This window comes from Streptomyces thermoalcalitolerans (assembly GCF_039525155.1).
GTDB lineage: Bacteria > Actinomycetota > Actinomycetes > Streptomycetales > Streptomycetaceae > Streptomyces > Streptomyces thermovulgaris.
Window position 1 is genome coordinate 102939 of sequence record NZ_BAAAHG010000002.1, and the last position, 22219, is coordinate 125157.

A 22219-nucleotide genomic window follows, 5' to 3' on the forward strand; every position below is an offset into this window, starting at 1 on the left:
CCGGCCCCCTTCATGCAAGACGACTTCTTCTCTTCCTGTGGGACGGCTCCCCTAGAGCGGCCGCAGTGCCGGCTCCTTGTGCACGGCTCCCAGAAGCCGGTCGAGTGCCATCTCCACATCTTCCTTCCATGACACCGTCGACCGCAGTTCCAGCCGCAGCCGCGGGTGGGTGGGATGGTGCCGGACCGTCTTGAACCCCACGGCCAGCAGATAGTCGACCGGGAGCATACAGGCAGGCTCCTTCCAGCGAGCGTCGCCGAATGCCTCGATGGCCTTGAATCCTCGCCGCAGCAAGTCCTTCGCAACCGTCTGCACCATCACGCGGCCCAGTCCCTGCCCCTGATAGCCCGGCACGATGAAGCCGGTCATCAGCTGCACCGCATCCGGCGAGACAGGACTCGTGGGAAACGCCGCGGAACGAGGGACGTAGGCGGGGGGAGCGTAGAGCACAAAGCCCGCAGGTACGTCGTCGACATAGACGACCCGGCCGCAGGAACCCCAGTCCAGAAGAACGGAGGAGATCCACGCTTCCTTTTCCAGGGCGGGTGTGCCCGCTTTCACCGCGGCTTCGCCGCTGACGGGGTCCAGCTCCCAGAAGACACACTCACGACAGCGCTTGGGAAGGTCCTGGAGGTTGTCCAGCGTGAGCGGTACGAGCCTACGGCCCATGAAAGCTGTTCCTCGCTTCCTTCGCCTTTCCAGCGTGATCAGCGGGCGTCCCTCTCAAGCATCGGTGGAGGGATGTGCATATCCGAACGCATCGTAACCATAATGCGATTGCGCCGATACCGGATGAAAGCAAAGAGCGGGCCCCGTTCCGGTATACACCGGACAAGGCCCGCTTCTGCCGAACAATCGATCTGATCCTTCCCCCCGAACGGGATCTCAGGAGTTCGGTTCCGTCTCCTCCGTACCGTCTTCCTGAAGGCTCTTCTGCAGTACCTGTGCCTCGCCTGGAGCCAGCGTGTCGAGAATGCGCTCCAGGTCCTCCATGGAGGCGAACTCGACAGTGATCTTGCCCTTCTTCTGCCCCAGGTCGACCTTCACCCGTGTGTCGAAACGGTCGGACAGACGAGTGGCGAGCTCCGACAGAGCCGGAGAGACCCGGGCCCCAGCCCGAGGGCCCTTGGAGCGCGGCGTCGCCTTCGGCCGTGCGCCCATCAGGGTGACGATCTCCTCGACCGCCCGTACCGACAGTCCCTCGGCGACGATCCGGTGAGCCAGCCGGTCCTGCTCCTCGGGATCCTCCACCGAGAGCAGTGCTCGCGCATGTCCCGCCGAGAGGACCCCGGCAGCGACCCGACGCTGCACCGCCGGCGAGAGCTTCAGCAGCCGCAAGGTGTTGGAGACCTGCGGACGGGAGCGGCCGATGCGGTCCGCCAGCTGATCGTGCGTGCAGTTGAAGTCCTTCAGCAGCTGGTCGTAGGCGGCGGCCTCTTCCAGCGGGTTCAGCTGCACCCGGTGCAGATTCTCCAGCAGAGCGTCCAGAAGGAGCTTCTCGTCATCCGTGGCCCGCACAATCGCCGGAATCGCCGTGAGTCCCGCCTCACGGCAGGCCCGCCAGCGCCGCTCGCCCATGATGAGTTCATAGCGCGAAGGCCCGATCTGCCGTACCACGACGGGCTGAAGAAGCCCGACCTCCTTGATGGAGGTGACGAGCTCGGCCAGCGCGTCCTCGTCGAAGACCTCACGCGGTTGGCGCGGATTCGGCGTAATGGCGTCGAGGGGGATCTCGGCGAAGTGGGCGCCCACCGGAGCCGCGGGAACCTCGCCGCTCGCCTCCCCTGTTTCACGTGAAACAGGCGGCAACGTGGTCACCTTCGCCGCTGCCACGCCCCGCTCACCGGTCAGCGTCGAAGCAGCCGCAGACGATGCCGCGGCACCCCCCATCACTGCCGGGACCGCTGGTTTCTCCGCGGTCGGGGCAGTAGGAATCAATGCGCCGAGCCCACGGCCCAGCCCCCTCCGTCGCTCACTCACTGAATCCCCTCCACCATATTGGGATCGCTCTGTGCGCCGATGTGAGCGTGCGTGGCGTCATAGCTGACACGGACACCTCTCAGCGCGATTTCTCGTGCCGCCTCAAGATAGGAGAGGGCACCGCTCGATCCTGGATCGTAAGTCAGCACCGTCTGCCCATAGCTCGGCGCCTCGGAAATACGGACGGAGCGAGGAATGCTCGTCCGCAGCACCTCGTCGCCGAAGTGGTTGCGCACCTCTTCGGCGACCTGGGAGGCAAGGCGTGTCCGGCCGTCGTACATGGTGAGCAGGATGGTCGACACATGCAGAGTGGGGTTGAGGTGCCCCCGCACCAGGTCGACATTGCGCAGCAGCTGCCCCAGGCCTTCCAGCGCGTAGTACTCGCACTGGATCGGGATCAGGACCTCCTGGCCGGCGACCAGAGCGTTGACCGTTAGCAGGCCGAGGGAGGGCGGGCAGTCGATGAAGATGTAGTCCAGCGGCTGCTCATAGGACTGGATCGCCCGCTGCAGTCGACTCTCCCGCGCCACCAGGGACACCAGCTCGATCTCCGCACCGGCGAGATCGATCGTGGCGGGAGCGCAGAAGAGACCCTCGACCTCGGTGACGGGCTGGACAATCTCGGCCAGGGGCCTGCTCTCCACCAGCACGTCGTAGATGGAAGGGACCTCCGCGTGGTGGTCGATGCCCAGCGCGGTGGAAGCATTGCCCTGTGGATCGAGGTCGATCACCAAGACCCTGCTGCCGTGCAGAGCCAGTGAAGCGGCAAGATTGACGGTCGTCGTTGTCTTGCCCACGCCACCCTTCTGATTGGCGACCACGATGATGCGGGTCTGTTCAGGCCGCGGCAGACCCGCGCCGGCGCGGCCCAGAGTCTCGACCGCCAGCTGGGCAGCACGACCGATGGGAGTGTCGTCCATCGGGGGCGGTGTTTCACGTGAAACATCCTCCCCCGTCGACTCGGTACGGGGACCAGGGACCGGATCGGTCATCGGTCCCGCGATATTGGCGTCGGACCGCAAGGATTCACTCTCCTCGACTTCAGGCTCGCAATGAACAGAGCCTCCCATGCCTTCGGGGGTGTGAACCAGGGAGGCCTGTCGTTCTGTGGAGAAATCCATCTCTGTGGACAACTCCGTTCCCTGCCCGAGTGAGCCATGCGACCTGCGGTCGCGAGGGTGGGCCGCGGCGCGGCTGCGATCAATGATGCCGTGCAACAGTGAGCGACGTTTCACGTGAAACACGATGCACAGCGACCGCGGCCGAACTACTGCGACACTCCGTTATTGCGCGGGTTTGGCAGCTTGTGTGGGATACGTCCGGCTACCGGCGCCGTCGCGCGCGCCCCGTGCGAGCCGCTTTCGCACGCTTGGCCGCGAAACGCACGCCGCCCGGGCTCTCTCCAACCTTGACCCTCACCACGGTGGACCGGGGCTCCACGACCCCCTCACCCACACGCAGGATGGACGTCTCCACCGCGCCGAGCTTGGCCAGGGCCGTGGCCGCGTTCTTCAGCTCCTCCTCGGCCGTGTCTCCTTTGAGAGCGAGCATCTCGCCGTAAGGACGCAGCAGTGGAATGCCCCAGGTGGCCAGGCGGTCCAGCGGAGCAACCGCCCGGGCGGTCACCACATGCACCGGTGGGATCTTGCCCATCACTTCCTCGGCCCGGCCGCGGACGACAGTGACATGGTCAAGCCCCAGCAGCTCGACGACCTCGGTGAGGAAGGTGGTCCGCCGCAGCAGCGGTTCCAACAGCGTGATCTTCAGATCCTCCCGGACCAGCGCCAGGGGAATGCCCGGCAGGCCGGCGCCCGAGCCGACATCGCACACCGTCACCCCCTCGGGCACGACCTCGGAGAGCACCGCACAGTTCAGCAGGTGCCGCTCCCACAGACGGGGTACCTCACGCGGGCCGATGAGCCCTCGCTGCACTCCTGCCTCGGCCAGCAACTCGGCGTACCGGACCGCATCCGCGAAGCGATCGCCAAATACGGCACGTGCCTGCTCAGGCGCAGGGGGGAGCTCCGCTGCCTCCGTCACGGGGACCGTCCTTCCGTACCACATCAGCGCGAACAGCGCCGACCACCAGAACTATCAGGCTGACAAAGTTACGGCCCCGCCTGCAGGCAGACGGGGCCGGTGGAATGGGGGACCGCTCAGGCCGGAAACACAACGACGAAGCGCTGCGGCTCCTCGCCCTCGGACTCGCTGCGCAGGCCCGCGGCCTTGACCGCGTCGTGCACAACCTTGCGCTCGAAGGGAGTCATGGGCTTCAGCTTCACGGGTTCGCCGCTGCTCTTGACCTCGGCCGCGGCCTTGGCGCCCAGCTCGGACAGCTCGGCACGCTTCCTGGCGCGGTAGCCGGCGATGTCCAGCATCAGACGGCTGCGCTCGCCGGTCTCCCGGTGCACGGCCAGCCGCGTGAGCTCCTGCAGCGCCTCCAGCACCTCGCCGTCACGGCCGACCAGCTTCTGCAGCTCACGGACGCCGGTGTCGCTGATGACCGAGACAGAGGCGCGGTCGCCCTCGACATCCATGTCGATGTCACCGTCGAGGTCGGCGATGTCCAGCAGACCCTCGAGGTAGTCCGCCGCGATCTCGCCCTCCTGCTCCAGGAGGGTCAGGTCGTCTGCACCCTCGACAGCGGCAGAGGTGGTGCCTTCCGTCACGGGATGGGCTCCTTCTTACTTCTTGGACGGGGACTTGGGCCGCTGCGGGCCCTTGCGCTGACCGGACTGGGCCCGGCTGCGGGTGCCGTTGCCCGGCGTCGGGCCGGCCTTTCTGGCCGTCCCGGACGAGGCTCCCTGCGGCGCGTCGGACTTGTTCAGCGACGGGGACGCCGTGGCGCCACCGGCCTTGGCACGACCCGACTGGCGCTGTGCCTTGGTCTGCCGCTTGGGCTGCTGACGGCGCGGGGCGGTGACGGTGGTGGTCGTACCGTCCTGGGCCTGCGCGGCCGCGGCGCTCTCGCTCTTCACCACGGTGCCGTCGCTCTGAGCCGCCAGGCCCGCCTTGTTCAGGCCGTTGATGAACTTGCGCTCGTACTCGTTGCGGTCCCGGCCCTTGGCGACGATCGCCTTGATCATGGCCTTCTCACGCCGGTTGCGGACCTTGCCGTGGTGCGTGACGTGCTTGTAGAGACGCTCGAGGTAGGCGGCCTGGGCCTTGGAACCCGGGGTCGGGTTGTTGTGGATGATGTACATCTGCTGGCCCATGGTCCACACGTTGGTGGTCAGCCAGTAGACGAGGACACCGACCGGGAAGTTGATGCCGAAGACGGCGAACATGATCGGGAAGATGTACATCAGCATCTTCTGCTGCTGCATGAACGGCGTCTTCACCGTCATGTCGACGTTCTTCGTCATCAGCTGGCGCTGCGTGTAGAACTGCGACGCCGACATCAGGACGATCATGACCGCGGTGACGATCCGCACATCCGTCAGCGAAGCGTTGAGCGCCTCGACCTTGGACGGGCTGTCCATGAACTTCGCGGCCAGCGGGGCACCGAAGATGTGCGCCTTCTGCGCACTGGCCAGCAGCTGCTGGTCGATGAAGCCGATGGTCTTGCCCGAGGCGATGCTGTTCAGCACGTGGTACAGGGCGAAGAAGAACGGCGACTGCGCCAGGATGGGAAGGCACGAGGAGAGCGGGTTGGTACCCGACTCCTTGTACAGCTTCATCATCTCTTCGGACTGGCGCTGCCGGTCGTTCTTGTAGCGCTCCTGGATCTTCTTCATCTCCGGCTGGAGCATCTGCATCGCACGCGTCGCCTTGATCTGCTTCACGAACAGCGGGATCAGGCAGATGCGGATGACAATCACCAGGGACACGATGGACAGGCCCCAGGCCCACCCGGTGTCAGGGCCGAAGAACACCCCGTACACCTTGTGGAACATGACGATGATCCAGGAGACGGGTGTTGTGATAAAGCTGAAGAGGCTGGCAATCGTGTCCACTAATCATGCTCCTTGGGCATGGGACGAGGTCTCTGCGGCCGGGCTCGACGGAAGGATGCGGCCGTCGGTGGCCGTTTCGGCGGCGGAGGGCCCGCCCTTGCGTGCGCGCCACGCGCTGCGCAGCATTTCGTGCCATCGCGGACGCTTGCGCGGCGGCACATGGTCCACACCGCCGAGCGACCACGGATTGCACCTCAGGATCCGCCAGGCAGTGAGTGCTGTTCCCTTGATCGCACCGTGCCGGTCGATGGCCGTGTAGCCATAGTGGGAACACGACGGGTAGTACTTGCACACCGGCCCGAGCAGCGGGCTGATGGTCCACTGGTACAACTTGATCAATGCCAGCAGCGGGTACTTCACCGCGCGCCCCCTCCCAGCAGTCGTCGAAGGGCGGCATCCAGGTCTCGGGCCAGCTGTGCATGGTCGGCGTCACCCGCACCAGGCAGCGCTCGCACGACTACCAGGCTACCGGGGGGCAGCAGAGCGATCCGGTCGCGCATCAGATGGCGAAGCCTGCGCTTGACCGTGTTGCGGACGACCGCACCCCCCACGGCCTTGCTCACGACGAAACCCGCACGCGGCGGAGGAGCGCTCTCCCCAGGCGCGTGCGGGTCCGTGGCACCGCTGCGTAGATGGACGACGAGAAGGGGGCGTCCGGCTCGGCGCCCTCGTCGTACCGCGGTCGCGAAGTCCTCGCGCCGCCTCAGCCGGTTCTCGGTGGGCAGCACGACGTCATGACCTGACCGGGATCAGGCGGACAGACGGGCGCGACCCTTGCTGCGGCGGGACGCGATGATCGCGCGGCCGGCACGGGTGCGCATACGCAGCCGGAAGCCGTGGGTCTTGGCGCGACGACGGTTGTTCGGCTGGAAAGTGCGCTTGCTCACTCGGGGACTCCAGAAAAATCGATGGTGGCGGATGCCGTCCTGGCTGTCACCGTGCGCCCACGAGTAGCTCGCAGTTACGCCCGAGTGCACCGCTTACCGATCACCTTGACGCGATCTGTGCCCAATCGGAGGCAGGCGGCAGCAGCCATCGACAACTCGACCTCGTTACGGTACGCGCGGCCGCGTCTTCCGGTCAAACCAGGGGACACGGAGAGACACTGTCCACAGCCTGGGGACAACAACTTGAACCGCACCCGCCACGCTGACTACCGTGGCTGAACTCCTATTCGTTCCCTTGTCCCCGCACCACCCGAAGAGATACCGACCCGTCCCGAACCACACGTTCGTAGGACCCGTGAGAGAGCGTGCCTGTGGCTGACGTACCTGCCGATCTTGCCGCAGTGTGGCCACGAGTCCTGGAACAGCTTCTCGGCGACGGCCGCGGACAGGGCGTCGAGGCCAAGGACGAGCACTGGATCCGGCGCTGCCAGCCGCTCGCGCTGGTCGCCGACACCGCACTGCTCGCCGTGCCGAACGAGTTCGCCAAGGGCGTCCTCGAAGGGCGCCTCGCCCCGGTCGTCAGCGAGACTCTGAGCCGCGAGTGCGGCCGCCCCATCCGTATCGCCATCACCGTCGACAGCTCCGTCGGCGAGCCCCAGGTTCCCGCGCCGCCCGCGCCGCGCTACGAGGAGCCGCGCTACGAGAAACAGGAGCTGCCCGCCGGCCAGGGCGGATACGAGGGCTACGGCCGGCACCGGTCCGACGGCCACCGTTCCGGCCACGCCGGCCAGCTGCCGGGCCCCGGAAGCGACCAGCTGCCGCCTCCGCGCACCGGCCCCCAGCCGGCCGACGACTCCGACCCGCTGCCGACCGCCCGTCCCGCCTACCCCGGGGAGTACGCCGACTACCAGCGCCCCGAGCCCGGTGCCTGGCCCCGCCGTCCCCAGGACGACTACGGCTGGCAGCAGCAGCGGCTCGGCTTCCCCGAACGGGACCCGTACGCCTCCCCCTCCGCGCAGGACCCCTACGGCCCGCAGGACCCCTACGCGCCGTCGGCGCCGTCCCAGGACTACCGTCCGCAGCCGGTGGACCGCCCGTCGTACGACCCGTCACGCCCCGACTACGACCAGCGCGACACCGGGCGCCGCGACCTGCCCGAACCGCCGGCCGGCTCCGGCCAGGCGCACCGCGGCGGTCCCGTGGGCCCGAGCCGGCCCGCCACCGGCGCGTCCGGTCCGCTCACCGCACAGCCCGCTCCGGCGTCCGGCCCCGGTGAGCCGACCGCGCGTCTGAACCCGAAGTACCTCTTCGACACCTTCGTCATCGGTGCTTCCAACCGCTTCGCGCACGCCGCCGCGGTCGCCGTCGCCGAGGCACCGGCCAAGGCCTACAACCCGTTGTTCATCTACGGGGAGTCCGGGCTCGGCAAGACGCACCTGCTGCACGCGATCGGTCACTACGCGCGCAGCCTGTACCCGGGCACGCGCGTGCGGTACGTCAGCTCGGAGGAGTTCACCAACGAGTTCATCAACTCCATCCGCGACGGCAAGGGCGACAGCTTCCGCAAGCGCTACCGCGAGATGGACATCCTGCTCGTCGACGACATCCAGTTCCTCGCGGACAAGGAGTCGACGCAGGAGGAGTTCTTCCACACCTTCAACACCCTCCACAACGCCAACAAGCAGATCGTGCTCTCCAGCGACCGGCCGCCCAAGCAGCTGGTGACCCTGGAGGACCGGCTGCGCAACCGGTTCGAGTGGGGCCTGATCACCGACGTCCAGCCCCCCGAGCTGGAGACGCGCATCGCCATCCTGCGCAAGAAGGCGGTGCAGGAGCAGCTGAACGCCCCGCCGGAGGTGCTGGAGTTCATCGCCTCCCGGATCTCGCGCAACATCCGTGAACTGGAGGGCGCGCTGATCCGGGTGACCGCGTTCGCCTCGCTCAACCGGCAGCCGGTGGACCTGGGCCTGACGGAGATCGTCCTCAAGGACCTCATCCCCGGCGGCGAGGACAGCGCCCCGGAGATCACGGCGGCGGCCATCATGGCGGCCACGGCCGACTACTTCGGTCTCACGGTCGAGGACCTGTGCGGCACCTCACGCGGCCGCGCCCTGGTGACCGCCCGGCAGATCGCCATGTATCTGTGCCGGGAGCTGACCGACCTGTCCCTGCCGAAGATCGGCGCGCAGTTCGGCGGCCGCGACCACACCACCGTCATGCACGCCGACCGCAAGATCCGCGCGCTGATGGCCGAGCGGCGCTCCATCTACAACCAGGTCACGGAGCTGACCAACCGCATCAAGAACGGCTGAGGAGCCGCAGCACGAGGCCCCGAGGGGCGCCCCGGGACACCGGGGCGCCCCTCGGCCTGCTCCGGCCGGATCCCCGGGGATCCGGCTCTGCGAGTCTCCAGCTCTCCGGACTCCGGTCTGCGAGCTTCCCGCCGCGCCCTTCCGGACCTCTGGACACTCCGGAACGCCCTCCGGGCCTCCCACATGCCCTTTCACGTCCGGACCGCGCCAGGGCGCCGGAGCCGGACGAAAAAGATCCGCCGAACGCCTTCGCACCGCTCCACACCGTCCCACTCCGCCCCACTCCGCCCCGCACCGTCCCACACCGTCCCGCACCGCCCTGCCGCCCCGGCCCGCCACCGCCCCGTGCCCGGCCCTGCCCTCGGGCCGGCCCCGGCCGCCGCCCGTGTCCCCCGCGCTTCCCCTCCCCTGGCGCCCTCGGCGCCCTCGGGGACCATCCCCGCTGTTCGAATCCACCCCGGGGTTACGGCCCTCCTCCACAGATCCGGGGACTTTCTTCCGTCCACAGCCTGGGGACCGCCAGGTTGTCCGAACAGTGTCCACAGGTTGAGGTGTTGACCCTCCATCAGCCCAGCTCACCAGCCTGTGGATCAGTGGACGACCGCTCTCCACAGACTGTGGACGAAGCAGTGATCCACAAGCCCCGCACCGAGTTGTCCACCGGCAACCCACAGGCCGGGCGCCGTTGTCCCCAGCCATCCACGGCTTCTCCACAGCCCTGTCCACTGTTCGGCAACTCGGAGCAACCTCTCGCCGCGTCGAGTGAAAGCTGTCACACCGGGCTGCCGGACCGGGATGTGGGAAAGAGCCGGAAATCTGGGGACGCAGCTGGGGAGAACCGGCCCCGGGCTGTGGGCGGGGTGTGCAGAACTTCCCGTCCTCCACAGACCCCCTGAGTTGTCCACCGCGGCCGCCCACAGGGACCGTGGACAAAACCTCCGCACTGAGCTGGGCAAACGTGGTTATCCACGGTATCCACAGGCCCTACTACTACCCACAACGAGAGAGAGCGCGGAATTCGTTTCGAAGCGGGGCCTGTGCACAACTCGCCCTCCCGGGCCCGACCGCCCCTTGGAGCGACTTGACCCCGACAGGCACCTGCTGTCACTGGCGTGCGTCAGACTGGTTGCCGGTGTCCTTCCCCACTCGGCGGGCGATGACACCGAGTCGGAGGACTCAGCAGCGACTCAGAAGCAACAGCAGGAGGCGGCTTACCGTGAAGATCCGGGTGGAACGCGACGTACTCGCGGAGGCAGTGGCCTGGGCGGCACGCAGCCTCCCGGCCCGTCCGCCGGCGCCTGTGCTCGCCGGCCTGCTGCTGAAGGCGGAGGACGGGCAGCTGAGCCTGTCCGGCTTCGACTACGAGGTCTCCGCACGCGTGTCGGTGGAGGCCGAGGTCGAGGAGGAGGGCACGGTCCTGGTCTCCGGCCGCCTGCTCGCCGACATCTCCCGTGCCCTGCCCAACCGGCCGGTGGAGATCTCCACGGACGGTGTGCGGGCCACGGTGGTCTGCGGCTCCTCCCGCTTCACGCTCCACACCCTGCCGGTGGAGGAGTACCCGGCGCTTCCGCAGATGCCGAACGCGACGGGCACGGTCCCCGGTGAGGTCTTCGCCTCCGCCGTGCAGCAGGTCGCCATCGCGGCGGGCCGCGACGACACGCTGCCCGTCCTGACCGGTGTCCGCATCGAGATCGAGGGCGACACGGTCACCCTGGCCTCCACCGACCGCTACCGCTTCGCGGTGCGCGAGTTCCTGTGGAAGCCGGAGAGCCCGGACGCCTCCGCGGTCGCCCTGGTGCCCGCCAAGACCCTGCTGGACATCGCCAAGTCGCTGACCAACGGCGACGACGTGACCCTGGCGCTGTCCGGCTCCGGCGCGGGAGAGGGCCTGATCGGTTTCGAGGGGGCCGGCCGGCGGACGACCACGCGTCTGCTGGAGGGCGACCTCCCGAAGTACCGCACGCTGTTCCCGACGGAGTTCAGCTCGGTCGCCGTCATCGAGACCGCCCCCTTCGTGGAGGCGGTCAAGCGTGTCTCCCTGGTCGCCGAACGCAACACCCCGGTGCGGCTGAGCTTCGAGCAGGGCGTGCTGACCCTGGAGGCCGGCTCCAGCGACGACGCACAGGCTGTGGAAAGGGTGGACGCGCAGCTGGAGGGCGACGACATCTCCATCGCCTTCAACCCCACGTTCCTGCTGGACGGCCTGAGCGCCATCGACTCCCCGGTGGCGCAGCTGTCCTTCACGACGTCCACCAAGCCCGCGCTGCTCAACGGCAAGCCGGCGGTGGACGCCGAGGTGGACGAGACCTATAAGTACCTGATCATGCCCGTGCGGCTCAGCGGCTGATCCGCCGGGCCGGTCCGGCGGTCGAGCGGGTTTCCGCAGGTGGCGGGCCTCCGTGGCGGGCGTACGCATGAGCGTGTATGCCCACAGATGTGCGCAAGCGTCCGGGTTTAGGCTCGGACGCGGGTGCGAAAGCGCCGGAACGTCACCTCGTCCAACCCGTACAACCTAAGGAACGCAACTGATGGAGCTCGGTCTCGTCGGCCTCGGCAAGATGGGCGGCAACATGCGCGAGCGGATACGCCGCGCCGGCCACACCGTCGTCGGATACGACCGCAACCCGGATCTCGCGGACGTCCACAGCCTGGAGGAGCTTGTGGGCAAGCTCCAGGCCCCGCGTGTGGTCTGGGTGATGGTCCCGGCGGGCGAGCCCACGCGGACCACGATCGACGCGCTCGCCGAGCTGCTGGAGCCCGGCGACGTCGTCGTGGACGGCGGGAACTCCCGGTGGACGGACGACGAGAAGCACGCGAGGAAGCTGGCCGAGAAGGGCATCGGCTTCGTCGACTGCGGCGTCTCGGGCGGCGTGTGGGGCCTGGAGAACGGCTACGCGCTGATGTACGGCGGTGACGCGGAGCACATCGCCAGGGTGCAGCCGGTCTTCGACGCGCTCAAGCCGGAGGGCGACTTCGGCGCGGTCCACGCGGGCAGGGTGGGCGCGGGCCACTTCGCGAAGATGGTCCACAACGGCATCGAGTACGCGATGATGCAGGCCTACGCCGAGGGCTGGGAGCTGCTGGAGAAGGTCGACTTCGTGGACAACGTCCGTGAGGTCTTCCGCTCCTGGCAGGACGGCACCGTCATCCGCTCCTGGCTGCTCGACCTCGCCGTGAACGCCCTCGACGAGGACGAGCACCTGGAGAAGCTGCGCGGCTACGCGGAGGACTCCGGCGAGGGCCGGTGGACCGTGGAGGCCGCCATCGACAACGCCGTGCCGATGCCGGCGATCACGGCCGCCCTGTTCGCGCGCTTCTCCTCCCGCCAGGAGGACTCGCCGCAGATGAAGATGGTCGCCGCGCTGCGCAACCAGTTCGGCGGACACGCCGTGGCGACGAAGCAGTGAAGTAGCGCCGTAGCGACGAAGCGAAGAGAAGAACCAGTCCGCAGGGCCGTCGAGCGGTCCACGACGCCGGGGGAGGTCGGCGTACGACCATGCATGTCACGCATCTGTCGCTGGCCGACTTCCGTTCGTACGCCCGGGCCGAGGTACGGCTCGATCCGGGGGTCACGGCGTTCGTCGGCCCGAACGGACAGGGCAAGACGAACCTCGTCGAGGCGATCGGTTATCTCGCCACGCTCGGCAGTCACCGGGTCGCCTCCGACGCGCCCCTGGTCCGCATGGGCGCCGAACGGGCGGTGATCCGGGCGCAGGTCAGGCAGGGCGAGCGGCAGCAGCTGGTCGAGCTGGAGCTGAACCCCGGCCGGGCCAACCGGGCCCGCGTCAACCGGTCCTCCCAGGTCAGGCCGCGGGATGTGCTGGGGATCGTACGGACCGTGCTGTTCGCGCCCGAGGACCTGGCCCTGGTCAAGGGCGATCCGGGGGAGCGGCGGCGTTTCCTGGACGAGCTGATCACCGCGCGCTTCCCGAGGATGGCGGGGGTGCGCTCGGACTACGAGCGGGTGCTCAAGCAGCGCAACACGCTGCTGAAGTCGGCCGCGCTGGCGCGCCGGCACGGCGGCCGCTCGATGGATCTGTCCACCCTGGACGTGTGGGACCAGCATCTCGCGCGCGCGGGCGCGGAGCTGCTGGCCCAGCGGCTGGACCTGGTGGCCGCGCTGCAGCCGCTGGCCGACAAGGCGTACGAGCAGCTGGCTCCGGGCGGTGGTCCGCTGGTGCTGGAGTACCGGTCGTCCGCGCCCGGTGAGGCGCACACGCGCGAGGAGCTCTTCGCACAGCTGATGACGGCGCTCGCCGAGGTCCGCAGGCAGGAGATCGAGCGGGGTGTGACGCTGGTGGGACCGCATCGGGACGATGTGGTCCTCAAGCTGGGGCAGCTGCCCGCCAGGGGATACGCCTCCCACGGGGAGTCCTGGTCGTACGCGCTGGCGCTGCGGCTGGCGTCGTACGACCTGCTGCGGGCGGAGGGGAACGAGCCGGTGCTGATTCTCGACGACGTCTTCGCGGAGCTGGACACACGGCGCCGGGAGCGGCTGGCCGAGCTGGTCGCGCCCGGTGAGCAGGTGCTGGTGACGGCCGCGGTGGACGACGACGTGCCGCATCTGCTGACGGGAGCGCGGTTCGTCGTATCGGGCGGGACGGTGGAGCGCGTATGAGCATCGAGCAGGAACCCGGGCCGGACGACGGCGCCCGCGGGACGGCCGAGCCGTCCGGCGTGGATCTCGCGCGTGCGGCGCTGCGCGCGGCGAAGGAGGCGGCACGCGCGCGGGGGGACGCGGCGCGGCAGGGCAGGCAGACGCGGCGTGGCGGCTTGCGTTCCGGTGTGCGCGTCGACGGCCGTGAGCCGATGACGCTCGGTGCGGCGATCAACCGGCTGCTCGTGGAGCGCGGGTGGGAGACGCCGGCCGCGGTGGGCGGTGTGATGGGGCGCTGGCCGCAGATCGTGGGTCCGGATGTGGCCAGGCACTGTGTCCCGGAGAGATACGACGAGGCCGAGCGGGTGCTGACGGTGCGCTGCGACGCGACCGCGTGGGCGACGAACCTGCGTCTGCTGGCCCCGACGCTGGTGGCCCGGCTGAACGAGGACCTCGGGCACGGCACGGTGCGGGCGATCAAGGTGCTCGGGCCCGGCGGGGGCGGCCGCGGGTACGGCCCGCTGCGGGCGCCGGGCAGCAGGGGCCCCGGCGACACCTATGGGTGACATACCTCACACGGGAAAGCCGTGAGGGGGCGCGGGAGGACCGCTCGCCGTACCACCGCGCACTCGATCGCACGCTCGTGCGAATCCCAGCCCGTGCGGGTGTAGCGAAGGGTTGACGCCCGGAAGCGCTGAGTGCCGCTGTGAGCCCCTTGGAGCCCCCTTGTACATATCGGTACCCGCCCAAGACCGGTTCAGGGCGCCACATGCGTACCCAGGTACCGGCAAACACCCATCACTGTCAGCGGTACCGGTAGACTGGAGGACAATCCCGCCCCGAACGTGGGGACCGTCCGGGAAAAGCTGAGCAACGCTGAGCAACGCTGATCAACGCACCATGCCGCAGCCGCTCCGGCAACCCGCCGACGAGCCTGGCTCGTGCTGTGCCAGAAAGGGCGCTTCGTGGCCGATTCCGGCAACCCCAACGAGAACATCCCGTCCACCGATGCCGGCGTGAACGGTGCCGTCTCCTTGAACGGCGAGGCCGCCGCTTCCTACGACGCCAGTGCGATCACCGTACTCGAGGGTCTGGATGCGGTCCGCAAGCGGCCTGGGATGTACATCGGTTCGACCGGCGAACGTGGCCTGCATCACCTCGTGTACGAGGTGGTCGACAACTCCGTCGACGAGGCACTGGCCGGGTTTGCGGACACCATCGAGGTGACGATCCTGTCCGACGGCGGCGTGCGGGTCGTCGACAACGGCCGCGGCATCCCGGTGGACATCGTCCCCTCGGAGAACAGGCCGGCCGTGGAGGTCGTGCTGACCGTCCTGCACGCGGGTGGCAAGTTCGGCGGCGGCGGATACGCGGTCTCCGGCGGTCTGCACGGTGTCGGTGTCTCCGTCGTGAACGCCCTGTCCAGCAAGGTGGCCGTCGAGATCAAGCGGGACGGCTACCGCTGGACGCAGGAGTACAAGATGGGCGTCCCGACGGCGCCGCTGGCCCGGCACGAGGAGACGGACGAGACCGGCACGACGGTCACGTTCTGGGCCGACCCGGACGTCTTCGAGACCACCGAGTACTCCTTCGAGACGCTGTCGCGGCGTTTCCAGGAGATGGCGTTCCTCAACAAGGGCCTGACGATCACGCTGACCGACGAGCGGGAGTCGGCGAAGGCCACCTCCGGCGCGGACGAGGCGGGCGCCGACGAGGGGGGCCAGGTCAAGACCGTCACCTACCGCTACGACGGCGGCATCGTCGACTTCGTGAAGTACCTCAACTCCCGCAAGGGGGAGACGGTGCACCCCTCCATCATCTCGCTGGAGGCGGAGGACAAGGACAAGAGCCTGTCCCTCGAGGTCGCGATGCAGTGGAACAGCGGCTACAGCGAGGGCGTGTACTCGTTCGCCAACATCATCCACACCCACGAGGGCGGTACGCACGAGGAGGGCTTCCGCGCGGCGCTCACCTCGCTGATCAACAAGTACGCGCGCGACAAGAAGCTGCTGCGGGAGAAGGACGACAACCTCACGGGTGACGACATCCGCGAGGGTCTGACCGCGATCATCTCGGTCAAGCTGAGCGAGCCGCAGTTCGAGGGCCAGACCAAGACCAAGCTGGGCAACACGGAGGCGAAGACCTTCGTCCAGAAGGCGGTCTACGAGCATCTGAGCGACTGGCTGGACCGCAACCCGAACGAGGCCGCGGACATCGTCCGCAAGGGCATCCAGGCGGCCAGCGCGCGGGTGGCGGCCCGCAAGGCGCGCGACCTGACCCGCCGCAAGGGGCTGCTGGAGTCGGCGTCCCTGCCGGGCAAGCTGGCCGACTGCCAGTCCAACGACCCGTCCAAGTGCGAGATCTTCATCGTCGAGGGCGACTCCGCCGGCGGTTCGGCCAAGTCCGGGCGCGACCCGGAGTACCAGGCGATCCTCCCGATCCGCGGCAAGATCCTCAACGTGGAGAAGGCGCGTCTGGACAAGATCCTGCAGAACCAGGAGATCCAGGCGCTGATCTCCGCCTTCGGCACGGGTGTGCACGAGGACTTCGACATCAGCAAGCTCCGCTATCACAAGATCATCCTGATGGCGGACGCCGACGTCGACGGCCAGCACATCAACACACTGCTGCTGACCTTCCTGTTCCGCTTCATGCGGCCGTTGGTCGAGGCCGGGCACGTGTTCCTGTCCCGTCCTCCGCTGTACAAGATCAAGTGGAGCCGGGACGACGTCGAGTACGCGTACTCCGACCGTGAGCGCGACGCGCTGATCGAGCTGGGCCGGCAGCGCGGCAAGCGCATCAAGGAGGACTCGATCCAGCGCTTCAAGGGCCTCGGTGAGATGAACGCCGAGGAGCTGCGCGTGACCACCATGGACGTCAACCACCGTGTCCTCGGTCAGGTCACCCTCGACGACGCCGCCCAGGCCGACGACCTGTTCTCCATCCTGATGGGCGAGGACGTCGAGGCCCGCCGGCAGTTCATCCAGCGCAACGCCAAGGACGTCCGCTTCCTCGACATCTGAGTCGGTCTCAGCTGACCGCACCAGGAAGGAATCCCACCAGCAATGGCCGACGAGAACACCACCGTCACGCCTGAAGGCTCCGAGGGCGAGACCACGCTGCGCATCGAGCCCGTCGGGCTCGAGACGGAGATGCAGCGCTCCTACCTCGACTACGCGATGTCCGTCATCGTCTCGCGTGCGCTGCCGGACGTGCGCGACGGGCTCAAGCCCGTCCACCGCCGTGTGCTGTACGCCATGTACGACGGCGGGTACCGCCCCGACCGCGGTTTCTACAAGTGCGCCCGTGTCGTCGGCGACGTCATGGGCAACTACCACCCGCACGGCGACTCCTCGATCTACGACGCGCTGGTGCGCCTGGCGCAGCCGTGGGCGATGCGGATGCCGCTGGTGGACTCCAACGGCAACTTCGGTTCACCGGGCAACGACCCGGCGGCGGCCATGCGCTACACCGAGTGCAAGATGGCGCCGCTGTCGATGGAGATGGTCCGGGACATCGACGAGGAGACCGTCGACTTCACGGACAACTACGACGGACGCTCCCAGGAGCCGACCGTCCTGCCGTCCCGCTTCCCGAACCTGCTGATCAACGGCTCGGCCGGGATCGCGGTGGGCATGGCCACCAACATCCCGCCGCACAACCTGCGCGAGGTCGCCGCCGGCGCCCAGTGGTACCTGGAGCACCCGGACGCCTCCCACGAGGAGCTCCTCGACGCGCTCATCGAGCGCATCAAGGGACCGGACTTCCCGACCGGTGCGCTGGTGGTGGGCCGCAAGGGCATCGAGGAGGCGTACCGCACCGGCCGCGGCTCGATCACCATGCGCGCGGTGGTCGAGGTCGAGGAGATCCAGAACCGCCAGTGCCTGGTGGTCACGGAGCTGCCGTACCAGGTCAACCCGGACAACCTCGCGCAGAAGATCGCCGACCTGGTGAAGGACGGCAAGATCGGCGGCATCGCGGACGTCCGCGACGAGACGAGCTCGCGCACGGGCCAGCGTCTGGTCATCGTGCTGAAGCGGGACGCGGTCGCCAAGGTCGTCCTGAACAACCTGTACAAGCACACCGAACTGCAGACGAACTTCGGCGCCAACATGCTGGCCCTGGTCGACGGTGTGCCGCGCACGCTGTCGCTGGACGCGTTCATCCGCCACTGGGTGAACCACCAGATCGAGGTCATCGTCCGCCGTACGCGCTTCCGTCTGCGCAAGGCCGAGGAGCGGGCGCACATCCTGCGCGGTCTGCTGAAGGCCCTGGACGCCATCGACGAGGTCATCGCGCTGATCAGGCGCAGTGCGACCGTCGAGGTCGCGCGCGAGGGCCTGACGCGCCTGCTGGACATCGACGACGTCCAGGCCAACGCCATCCTCGAGATGCAGCTGCGGCGACTGGCCGCCCTGGAGCGCCAGAAGATCGTCCAGGAGCACGACGAGCTGCAGGCGAAGATCGACGAGTACAACGAGATCCTGGCCTCCCCGGCCCGTCAGCGCGGGATCGTCAGCGAGGAGCTGGCCGCGCTCGTCGAGAAGTACGGCGACGACCGCAAGACCCAGCTGGTCCCGTACGAGGGCGACATGTCCATCGAGGACCTGATCGCCGAGGAGGACATCGTCGTCACGGTCACCCGCGGCGGCTACATCAAGCGCACCAGGACCGACGACTACCGCGCCCAGAAGCGCGGCGGCAAGGGCGTCCGCGGGACGAGGCTGAAGGAAGATGACATCGTCGACCACTTCTTCGTCACCACCACGCACCACTGGCTGCTGTTCTTCACCAACAAGGGCCGGGTGTACCGGGCGAAGGCGTACGAGCTGCCGGACGCGGGCCGGGACTCGCGCGGGCAGCACGTGGCGAACCTGCTCGCCTTCCAGCCGGACGAGACCATCGCCCAGATCCTCGCGATCCGCGACTACGAGGCGGCGCCGTACCTGGTGCTCGCCACCAAGGGCGGACTGGTCAAGAAGACGCCTCTGAAGGATTACGACTCGCCGCGCTCCGGTGGTGTCATCGCGATCAACCTGCGCGCGCGGGAGGACGGAACCGACGACGAGCTGATCGGAGCCGAACTCGTCTCGCCCGAGGACGATCTGCTGCTGATCAGCAAGAAGGCGCAGTCGATCAGGTTCACCGCCTCGGACGCCGCTTTGCGTCCCATGGGCCGCGCCACCTCGGGCGTCAAGGGCATGAGTTTCCGCGAGGGCGACGAGTTGCTCTCGATGAATGTTGTCCGACCCGGTACGTTCGTGTTCACTGCCACCGACGGTGGGTACGCCAAGCGGACCCGAGTCGACGAGTACCGCGTCCAGGGCCGTGGCGGCCTCGGCATCAAGGCCGCCAAGATCGTGGAAGACCGCGGTTCGCTCGTGGGCGCGCTGGTGGTCGAGGAGAACGACGAGATCCTCGCCATCACGCTCTCTGGCGGTGTGATTCGCACGCGAGTCAGCGAGGTCAGGGAGACGGGCCGTGACACCATGGGCGTCCAACTGATCAACTTGAGCAAGCGCGACGCCGTCGTCGGCATCGCACGCAACGCCGAGGCGGGGCGTGAGGCGGAGCAGGTCGACGGAGACGGGGACTTTGCCGCCGAGGGTGCCGCGACCACCGGCACGGACGAGGGCAAGACGCTCTCGGCCCAGTAGGACGAGGAGAGAGTCATCGTGAGCGGAGCCACGGGCGCCGGAGCGGCCGGTACCTCCACTGGTACGGAAACGGACGGCGGCGGCCGTGGCTCCGCCGCGCATGCGGTGGACACGCGCACGACCAACCTGCAGGCGATCAAGCCATCCGCGGCCGACGCGCACGGACCCCAGGGGGCAACGGTGACGGACACCCGAGGCTCACAGCCCCAGCAGCCCCAGAACGCGGCCGGCCGGCAGCCGGACTCGGGGGCCCCGCAGCAGACGGACTCCCCGCTGCCGGGCGAGCGGCAGCCGCAGCAGCCCTCGGGGCCGTACCACCCGCCGCAGGCCTATCCGTCGGCCGCGGCGCCCGAGGGCGCGGTGCGCCGGCCGCGCACGGACGCGCGCACCCTGCCGCGCACCCGCAAGGCCCGGCTGCGTGTGGCCAAGGTCGACCCGTGGTCGGTGATGAAGGTCAGCTTCCTGCTCTCCATCGCGCTGGGCATCTGCACCATCGTGGCGTCCGCCGTGCTGTGGACGGTCATGGACGCGATGGGGGTGTTCTCCACGGTCGGCGGGACGATCTCCGAGGCCACCGGCACGAACGACGCGAACGGCTTCGACCTGCAGTCCTTCCTGTCCCTCTCGAACGTCCTGATGTTCACGACGGTCATCGCCGCCATCGACGTGGTCCTCGCCACGGCCCTGGCGACCCTCGGAGCGTTCATCTACAACCTCTCCGCGGGCTTTGTCGGAGGCTTCGAGCTGACGCTGGCCGAGGACGAGTGAGGCGAGGCGCGACGCGCTGTGCGGACGTTTGCCGAGGGGCTCGTGACAACCGATTTTGGGACTTCCCCTCTCGTGCGCTAATCTTCAGGAGTCAGCGCGCGGGACGCCCCCGCAAAGCGCGGCGGGGCTATAGCTCAGTTGGTTAGAGCGCATCCCTGATAAGGATGAGGTCACTGGTTCAAATCCAGTTAGCCCCACAGAGGAAGACCCTCCAACCAGCCAAGGTTGGAGGGTCTTTGGCATGCGCTGCCGGCGTTGCCGACGTCCGGCGGTCCTGCCGGCGCCGACCGAGGGCGGATCTTCCGGAAGCCCGGCGGGCATGCCGGCCGCTTCCCGCTCGCTCCCGCCGGTTTCTGCCGCTTCGGCCCTGCCGTTCAGGGTCCGTGGCGTCCATCCTCGGAGCATGCCGCTTTCCGCCGAAGTCCTCGAACTGTGCCGGGCGACGTTCGCTCCGCAGGAGCTGGATCCTGCCCTTCGCGCTCTGGAGACCTACGACGCCGAGCAGGCCGACCGTGTGCACCGGGACGCGGTCCGGATGAGCGAGGGGAGGCTGAACCGGCTGGCCTGGTGGCTGAACAGGGCGGAGGACGACCTGGAGACGTTCTTCTGGTACGCGGAAGACCCTGAAGGGACCGTCCGGCCGGAGTCACGGGAGTTCGCGGTCGACTTCATGAACGGTTTCGCCGACAGGCATCTGCTGAAGCCCCCGCAGTCGCCGGGCTGAGCGGGGCGCCCGCGGGCCGTTTGGGGCGAACCGGTGCCGACGGACGACGACAACGGGCCCTTCGTCCCCGCACGTCACAGGCTCGGCCACGGAGGACCGCCGCAGGTGAGGGACTCAGGCCAGTCCTTCCGGAAAACCCGGAAGAACTTCAGGAAGAACTTTCAGGAAGAAAGAGGAGACCACCGGGGAGGCCAGGGGCGGACATACGAGGATCCCCGGTCCGGACGACCGGGGATCCTCGGAAGTGCGGCTGGTGTCGTACGCAATGTCGCCGTTGTGTCGTGGGTGCGGGTGGGAGGCACCGGCGGGGCCGGTGCGGTCCTGTCACCGTTGCAGAGGGATGGCCGGCCGGGCCGGTGGGACGGAGGAGACGCACGGGAGATCGGTGTCCAGGGAAGGGGTGTCGGGCGCCAGACGGTGGCGGCAGGTGGGCGTCTTGCCGTGGGCCTCGGCGCGGATGCGCTGCTTCATCGTGGGGGGCAGGGACCTGGCCTGCAGCCTGGACCAGGGGGACCTCAGCTGGGCCGGCACCAGTGCGGTGCTCTTGGACGTCTTCTCGGGCTGCTTGGTGGCCGCGGCGGCGGCGGAAGCGGTCGTGGTGATGAGTCCGAGTGCCGTGCACAGCGCGAGGAAGGCGCTGACGATGGTGGTCCACAGCTTCATGACCTTGTTCTGGTCCATGTCCCCTCACTTTCGGGTCGGGCGATTTGCGTACTTTGCTCATGATGTGTATGAGAGGCGCGAAGTGGTGGACCGACGCCCGTGGAGCCGCGATCTTCGGATGAACACCACTCGGATGGGCGCATGAACGATGAAAAGTCTTGAAGAGGGAGAAGGCGGGTGAAATGACCGCCCGTGCGGGTCCGGTCACCCTCCGGTCCGGACGGTCTCGTCCGCGTCTACTGCGTGCGCGCATGCGGTAGTTGAGGTTCGACGCAGGTCACCGGTCGATATCGGCCGGTGTGTATAGTCGGGCGCCAGAGGTCCCCTACGTCAAGGAAAGACGAGGTCGCGCGGTGAAGAAGCTTCTTCTGGTTGCACTGGCCGCCATCGGTGGGCTCCTCGTGTACCGCCAGATCCAGGCGGATCGCGCCGAGCAGGACCTGTGGACGGAGGCGACTGACTCCGTGCCCGCGGGTTCGTGAGCACCGACATCCGGTACTGAGCAGGCCCCGACCGCCCGAGCGGTCGGGGTTTTGTGCGCGGGGCCGCGGCCCCGGTCTCCTGTTGCGCGGACGGGTCCTGTGAGGTAGGGCTCGCTTCCGGAAGGCGGATGTTCCGGACGTTCGTCCAGAAGGCGCGGACGGCCCAACGAGGCACTGGGCAGGATGGGCGACA

The 22219-nt window shown here is 68.2% G+C and carries 20 protein-coding genes and 1 tRNA gene; 11 read left to right on the forward strand and 10 right to left on the reverse strand.

Annotation, left to right across the window (positions count from 1 at the left end):
• Positions 1-51 precede the first annotated feature (51 nt).
• From ABD224_RS01890 to rpmH, 9 genes are all read right to left on the reverse strand, one after another.
• Positions 52-669, reverse strand: coding sequence for a GNAT family N-acetyltransferase (locus tag ABD224_RS01890; protein ID WP_344045954.1), 618 nt, complete (start codon positions 667-669; stop codon positions 52-54).
• Between the two features lie 216 nt (positions 670-885).
• Positions 886-1980 carry a ParB/RepB/Spo0J family partition protein gene (locus tag ABD224_RS01895; protein WP_344045956.1) on the reverse strand — a complete coding sequence of 365 codons (1095 nt, stop codon included), beginning with the start codon at positions 1978-1980 and terminating at the stop codon, positions 886-888.
• Positions 1977-3050 carry a ParA family protein gene (locus ABD224_RS01900; protein ID WP_344046276.1) on the reverse strand — a complete coding sequence of 358 codons (1074 nt, stop codon included), beginning with the start codon at positions 3048-3050 and terminating at the stop codon, positions 1977-1979. Before ABD224_RS01900 ends, ABD224_RS01895 begins: the two co-directional genes overlap by 4 nt.
• A 253-nt stretch (positions 3051-3303) precedes the next feature.
• On the reverse strand, positions 3304-4020 hold the full coding sequence (gene rsmG, locus ABD224_RS01905) for a 16S rRNA (guanine(527)-N(7))-methyltransferase RsmG (RefSeq protein ID WP_344045958.1): 717 nt from the start codon (positions 4018-4020) through the stop codon (positions 3304-3306).
• A 116-nt stretch (positions 4021-4136) separates the two neighbouring features.
• Positions 4137-4649, reverse strand: coding sequence for a Jag family protein (locus tag ABD224_RS01910; protein ID WP_344045960.1), 513 nt, complete (start codon positions 4647-4649; stop codon positions 4137-4139).
• 15 nt (positions 4650-4664) lie between these two features.
• The gene (yidC, locus tag ABD224_RS01915; protein ID WP_344045962.1) at positions 4665-5936 is read right to left on the reverse strand and encodes a membrane protein insertase YidC; all 1272 of its coding nucleotides are present in this window, start codon (positions 5934-5936) and stop codon (positions 4665-4667) included.
• A gap of 3 nt (positions 5937-5939) precedes the next feature.
• Positions 5940-6296, reverse strand: coding sequence for a membrane protein insertion efficiency factor YidD (gene yidD, locus ABD224_RS01920; RefSeq protein WP_344045964.1), 357 nt, complete (start codon positions 6294-6296; stop codon positions 5940-5942).
• Complete coding sequence (rnpA, locus tag ABD224_RS01925) at positions 6293-6664, reverse strand: ribonuclease P protein component (RefSeq protein ID WP_079129915.1); 372 nt, start codon at positions 6662-6664, stop codon at positions 6293-6295. Before rnpA ends, yidD begins: the two co-directional genes overlap by 4 nt.
• 21 nt (positions 6665-6685) lie before the next feature.
• Positions 6686-6823, reverse strand: coding sequence for a 50S ribosomal protein L34 (gene rpmH, locus ABD224_RS01930; RefSeq protein WP_031511218.1), 138 nt, complete (start codon positions 6821-6823; stop codon positions 6686-6688).
• A 371-nt stretch (positions 6824-7194) separates the two neighbouring features.
• Between rpmH and dnaA the strand changes: the two genes are divergently transcribed.
• The 10 genes from dnaA (at position 7195) to ABD224_RS01980 (ending at position 20881) form a co-directional block, all read left to right on the forward strand.
• Complete coding sequence (dnaA, locus tag ABD224_RS01935) at positions 7195-9135, forward strand: chromosomal replication initiator protein DnaA (protein WP_344045970.1); 1941 nt, start codon at positions 7195-7197, stop codon at positions 9133-9135.
• Between the two features lie 1216 nt (positions 9136-10351).
• Positions 10352-11482 (forward strand): DNA polymerase III subunit beta, encoded by a 1131-nt coding sequence (gene dnaN / locus ABD224_RS01940; protein ID WP_344045972.1) that lies wholly within the window; start codon positions 10352-10354, stop codon positions 11480-11482.
• A 181-nt stretch (positions 11483-11663) separates the two neighbouring features.
• Positions 11664-12542, forward strand: a complete 879-nt coding sequence (gene gnd / locus ABD224_RS01945; protein ID WP_344045974.1) for a phosphogluconate dehydrogenase (NAD(+)-dependent, decarboxylating) — start codon at positions 11664-11666, stop codon at positions 12540-12542.
• 89 nt (positions 12543-12631) lie between these two features.
• Positions 12632-13753: a DNA replication/repair protein RecF gene (recF, locus tag ABD224_RS01950; protein WP_344045976.1), complete on the forward strand. Its 1122-nt coding sequence runs from the start codon at positions 12632-12634 to the stop codon at positions 13751-13753.
• Positions 13750-14298 carry a DciA family protein gene (locus tag ABD224_RS01955; RefSeq protein WP_344045978.1) on the forward strand — a complete coding sequence of 183 codons (549 nt, stop codon included), beginning with the start codon at positions 13750-13752 and terminating at the stop codon, positions 14296-14298. The genes recF and ABD224_RS01955 overlap by 4 nt, the downstream gene beginning before the upstream one ends.
• 399 nt (positions 14299-14697) lie before the next feature.
• Positions 14698-16755, forward strand: coding sequence for a DNA topoisomerase (ATP-hydrolyzing) subunit B (gene gyrB / locus ABD224_RS01960; protein ID WP_344045980.1), 2058 nt, complete (start codon positions 14698-14700; stop codon positions 16753-16755).
• 42 nt (positions 16756-16797) lie between these two features.
• Complete coding sequence (gene gyrA / locus ABD224_RS01965; protein ID WP_344045982.1) at positions 16798-19389, forward strand: DNA gyrase subunit A; 2592 nt, start codon at positions 16798-16800, stop codon at positions 19387-19389.
• Positions 19390-19407: 18 nt separating this feature from the next.
• A complete protein-coding gene (locus ABD224_RS01970; protein WP_344045984.1) occupies positions 19408-20157 on the forward strand; it encodes a DUF3566 domain-containing protein in 750 nt (249 codons plus the stop codon).
• 123 nt (positions 20158-20280) lie between these two features.
• A tRNA-Ile gene (locus tag ABD224_RS01975) sits at positions 20281-20354 on the forward strand.
• A 206-nt stretch (positions 20355-20560) separates the two neighbouring features.
• Positions 20561-20881, forward strand: coding sequence for a hypothetical protein (locus tag ABD224_RS01980; protein ID WP_344045986.1), 321 nt, complete (start codon positions 20561-20563; stop codon positions 20879-20881).
• Between the two features lie 324 nt (positions 20882-21205).
• On the opposite strand, the gene ABD224_RS01985 is transcribed toward ABD224_RS01980, so the two are convergent.
• Entirely contained in the window at positions 21206-21562 is a 357-nt protein-coding gene (locus ABD224_RS01985; RefSeq protein WP_344045988.1) for a DUF6344 domain-containing protein, read from the reverse strand.
• Positions 21563-21897: 335 nt separating this feature from the next.
• Between ABD224_RS01985 and ABD224_RS01990 the strand changes: the two genes are divergently transcribed.
• Positions 21898-22026 (forward strand): DLW-39 family protein, encoded by a 129-nt coding sequence (locus ABD224_RS01990; RefSeq protein ID WP_010467770.1) that lies wholly within the window; start codon positions 21898-21900, stop codon positions 22024-22026.
• Positions 22027-22219: the final 193 nt, after the last annotated feature.

Coding starts and splice junctions, on each gene's coding strand:
- recF (WP_344045976.1), top strand. CDS start 12,632: ATGCATGTCACGCATCTGTCGCTGGCCGACTTCCGTTCGTACGCCCGG.
- ABD224_RS01900 (WP_344046276.1), bottom strand. CDS start 3,050: ATGGGAGGCTCTGTTCATTGCGAGCCTGAAGTCGAGGAGAGTGAATCC.
- ABD224_RS01955 (WP_344045978.1), top strand. CDS start 13,750: ATGAGCATCGAGCAGGAACCCGGGCCGGACGACGGCGCCCGCGGGACG.
- ABD224_RS01985 (WP_344045988.1), bottom strand. CDS start 21,562: ATGGACCAGAACAAGGTCATGAAGCTGTGGACCACCATCGTCAGCGCC.
- gnd (WP_344045974.1), top strand. CDS start 11,664: ATGGAGCTCGGTCTCGTCGGCCTCGGCAAGATGGGCGGCAACATGCGC.
- ABD224_RS01980 (WP_344045986.1), top strand. CDS start 20,561: ATGCCGCTTTCCGCCGAAGTCCTCGAACTGTGCCGGGCGACGTTCGCT.
- ABD224_RS01890 (WP_344045954.1), bottom strand. CDS start 669: ATGGGCCGTAGGCTCGTACCGCTCACGCTGGACAACCTCCAGGACCTT.
- gyrA (WP_344045982.1), top strand. CDS start 16,798: ATGGCCGACGAGAACACCACCGTCACGCCTGAAGGCTCCGAGGGCGAG.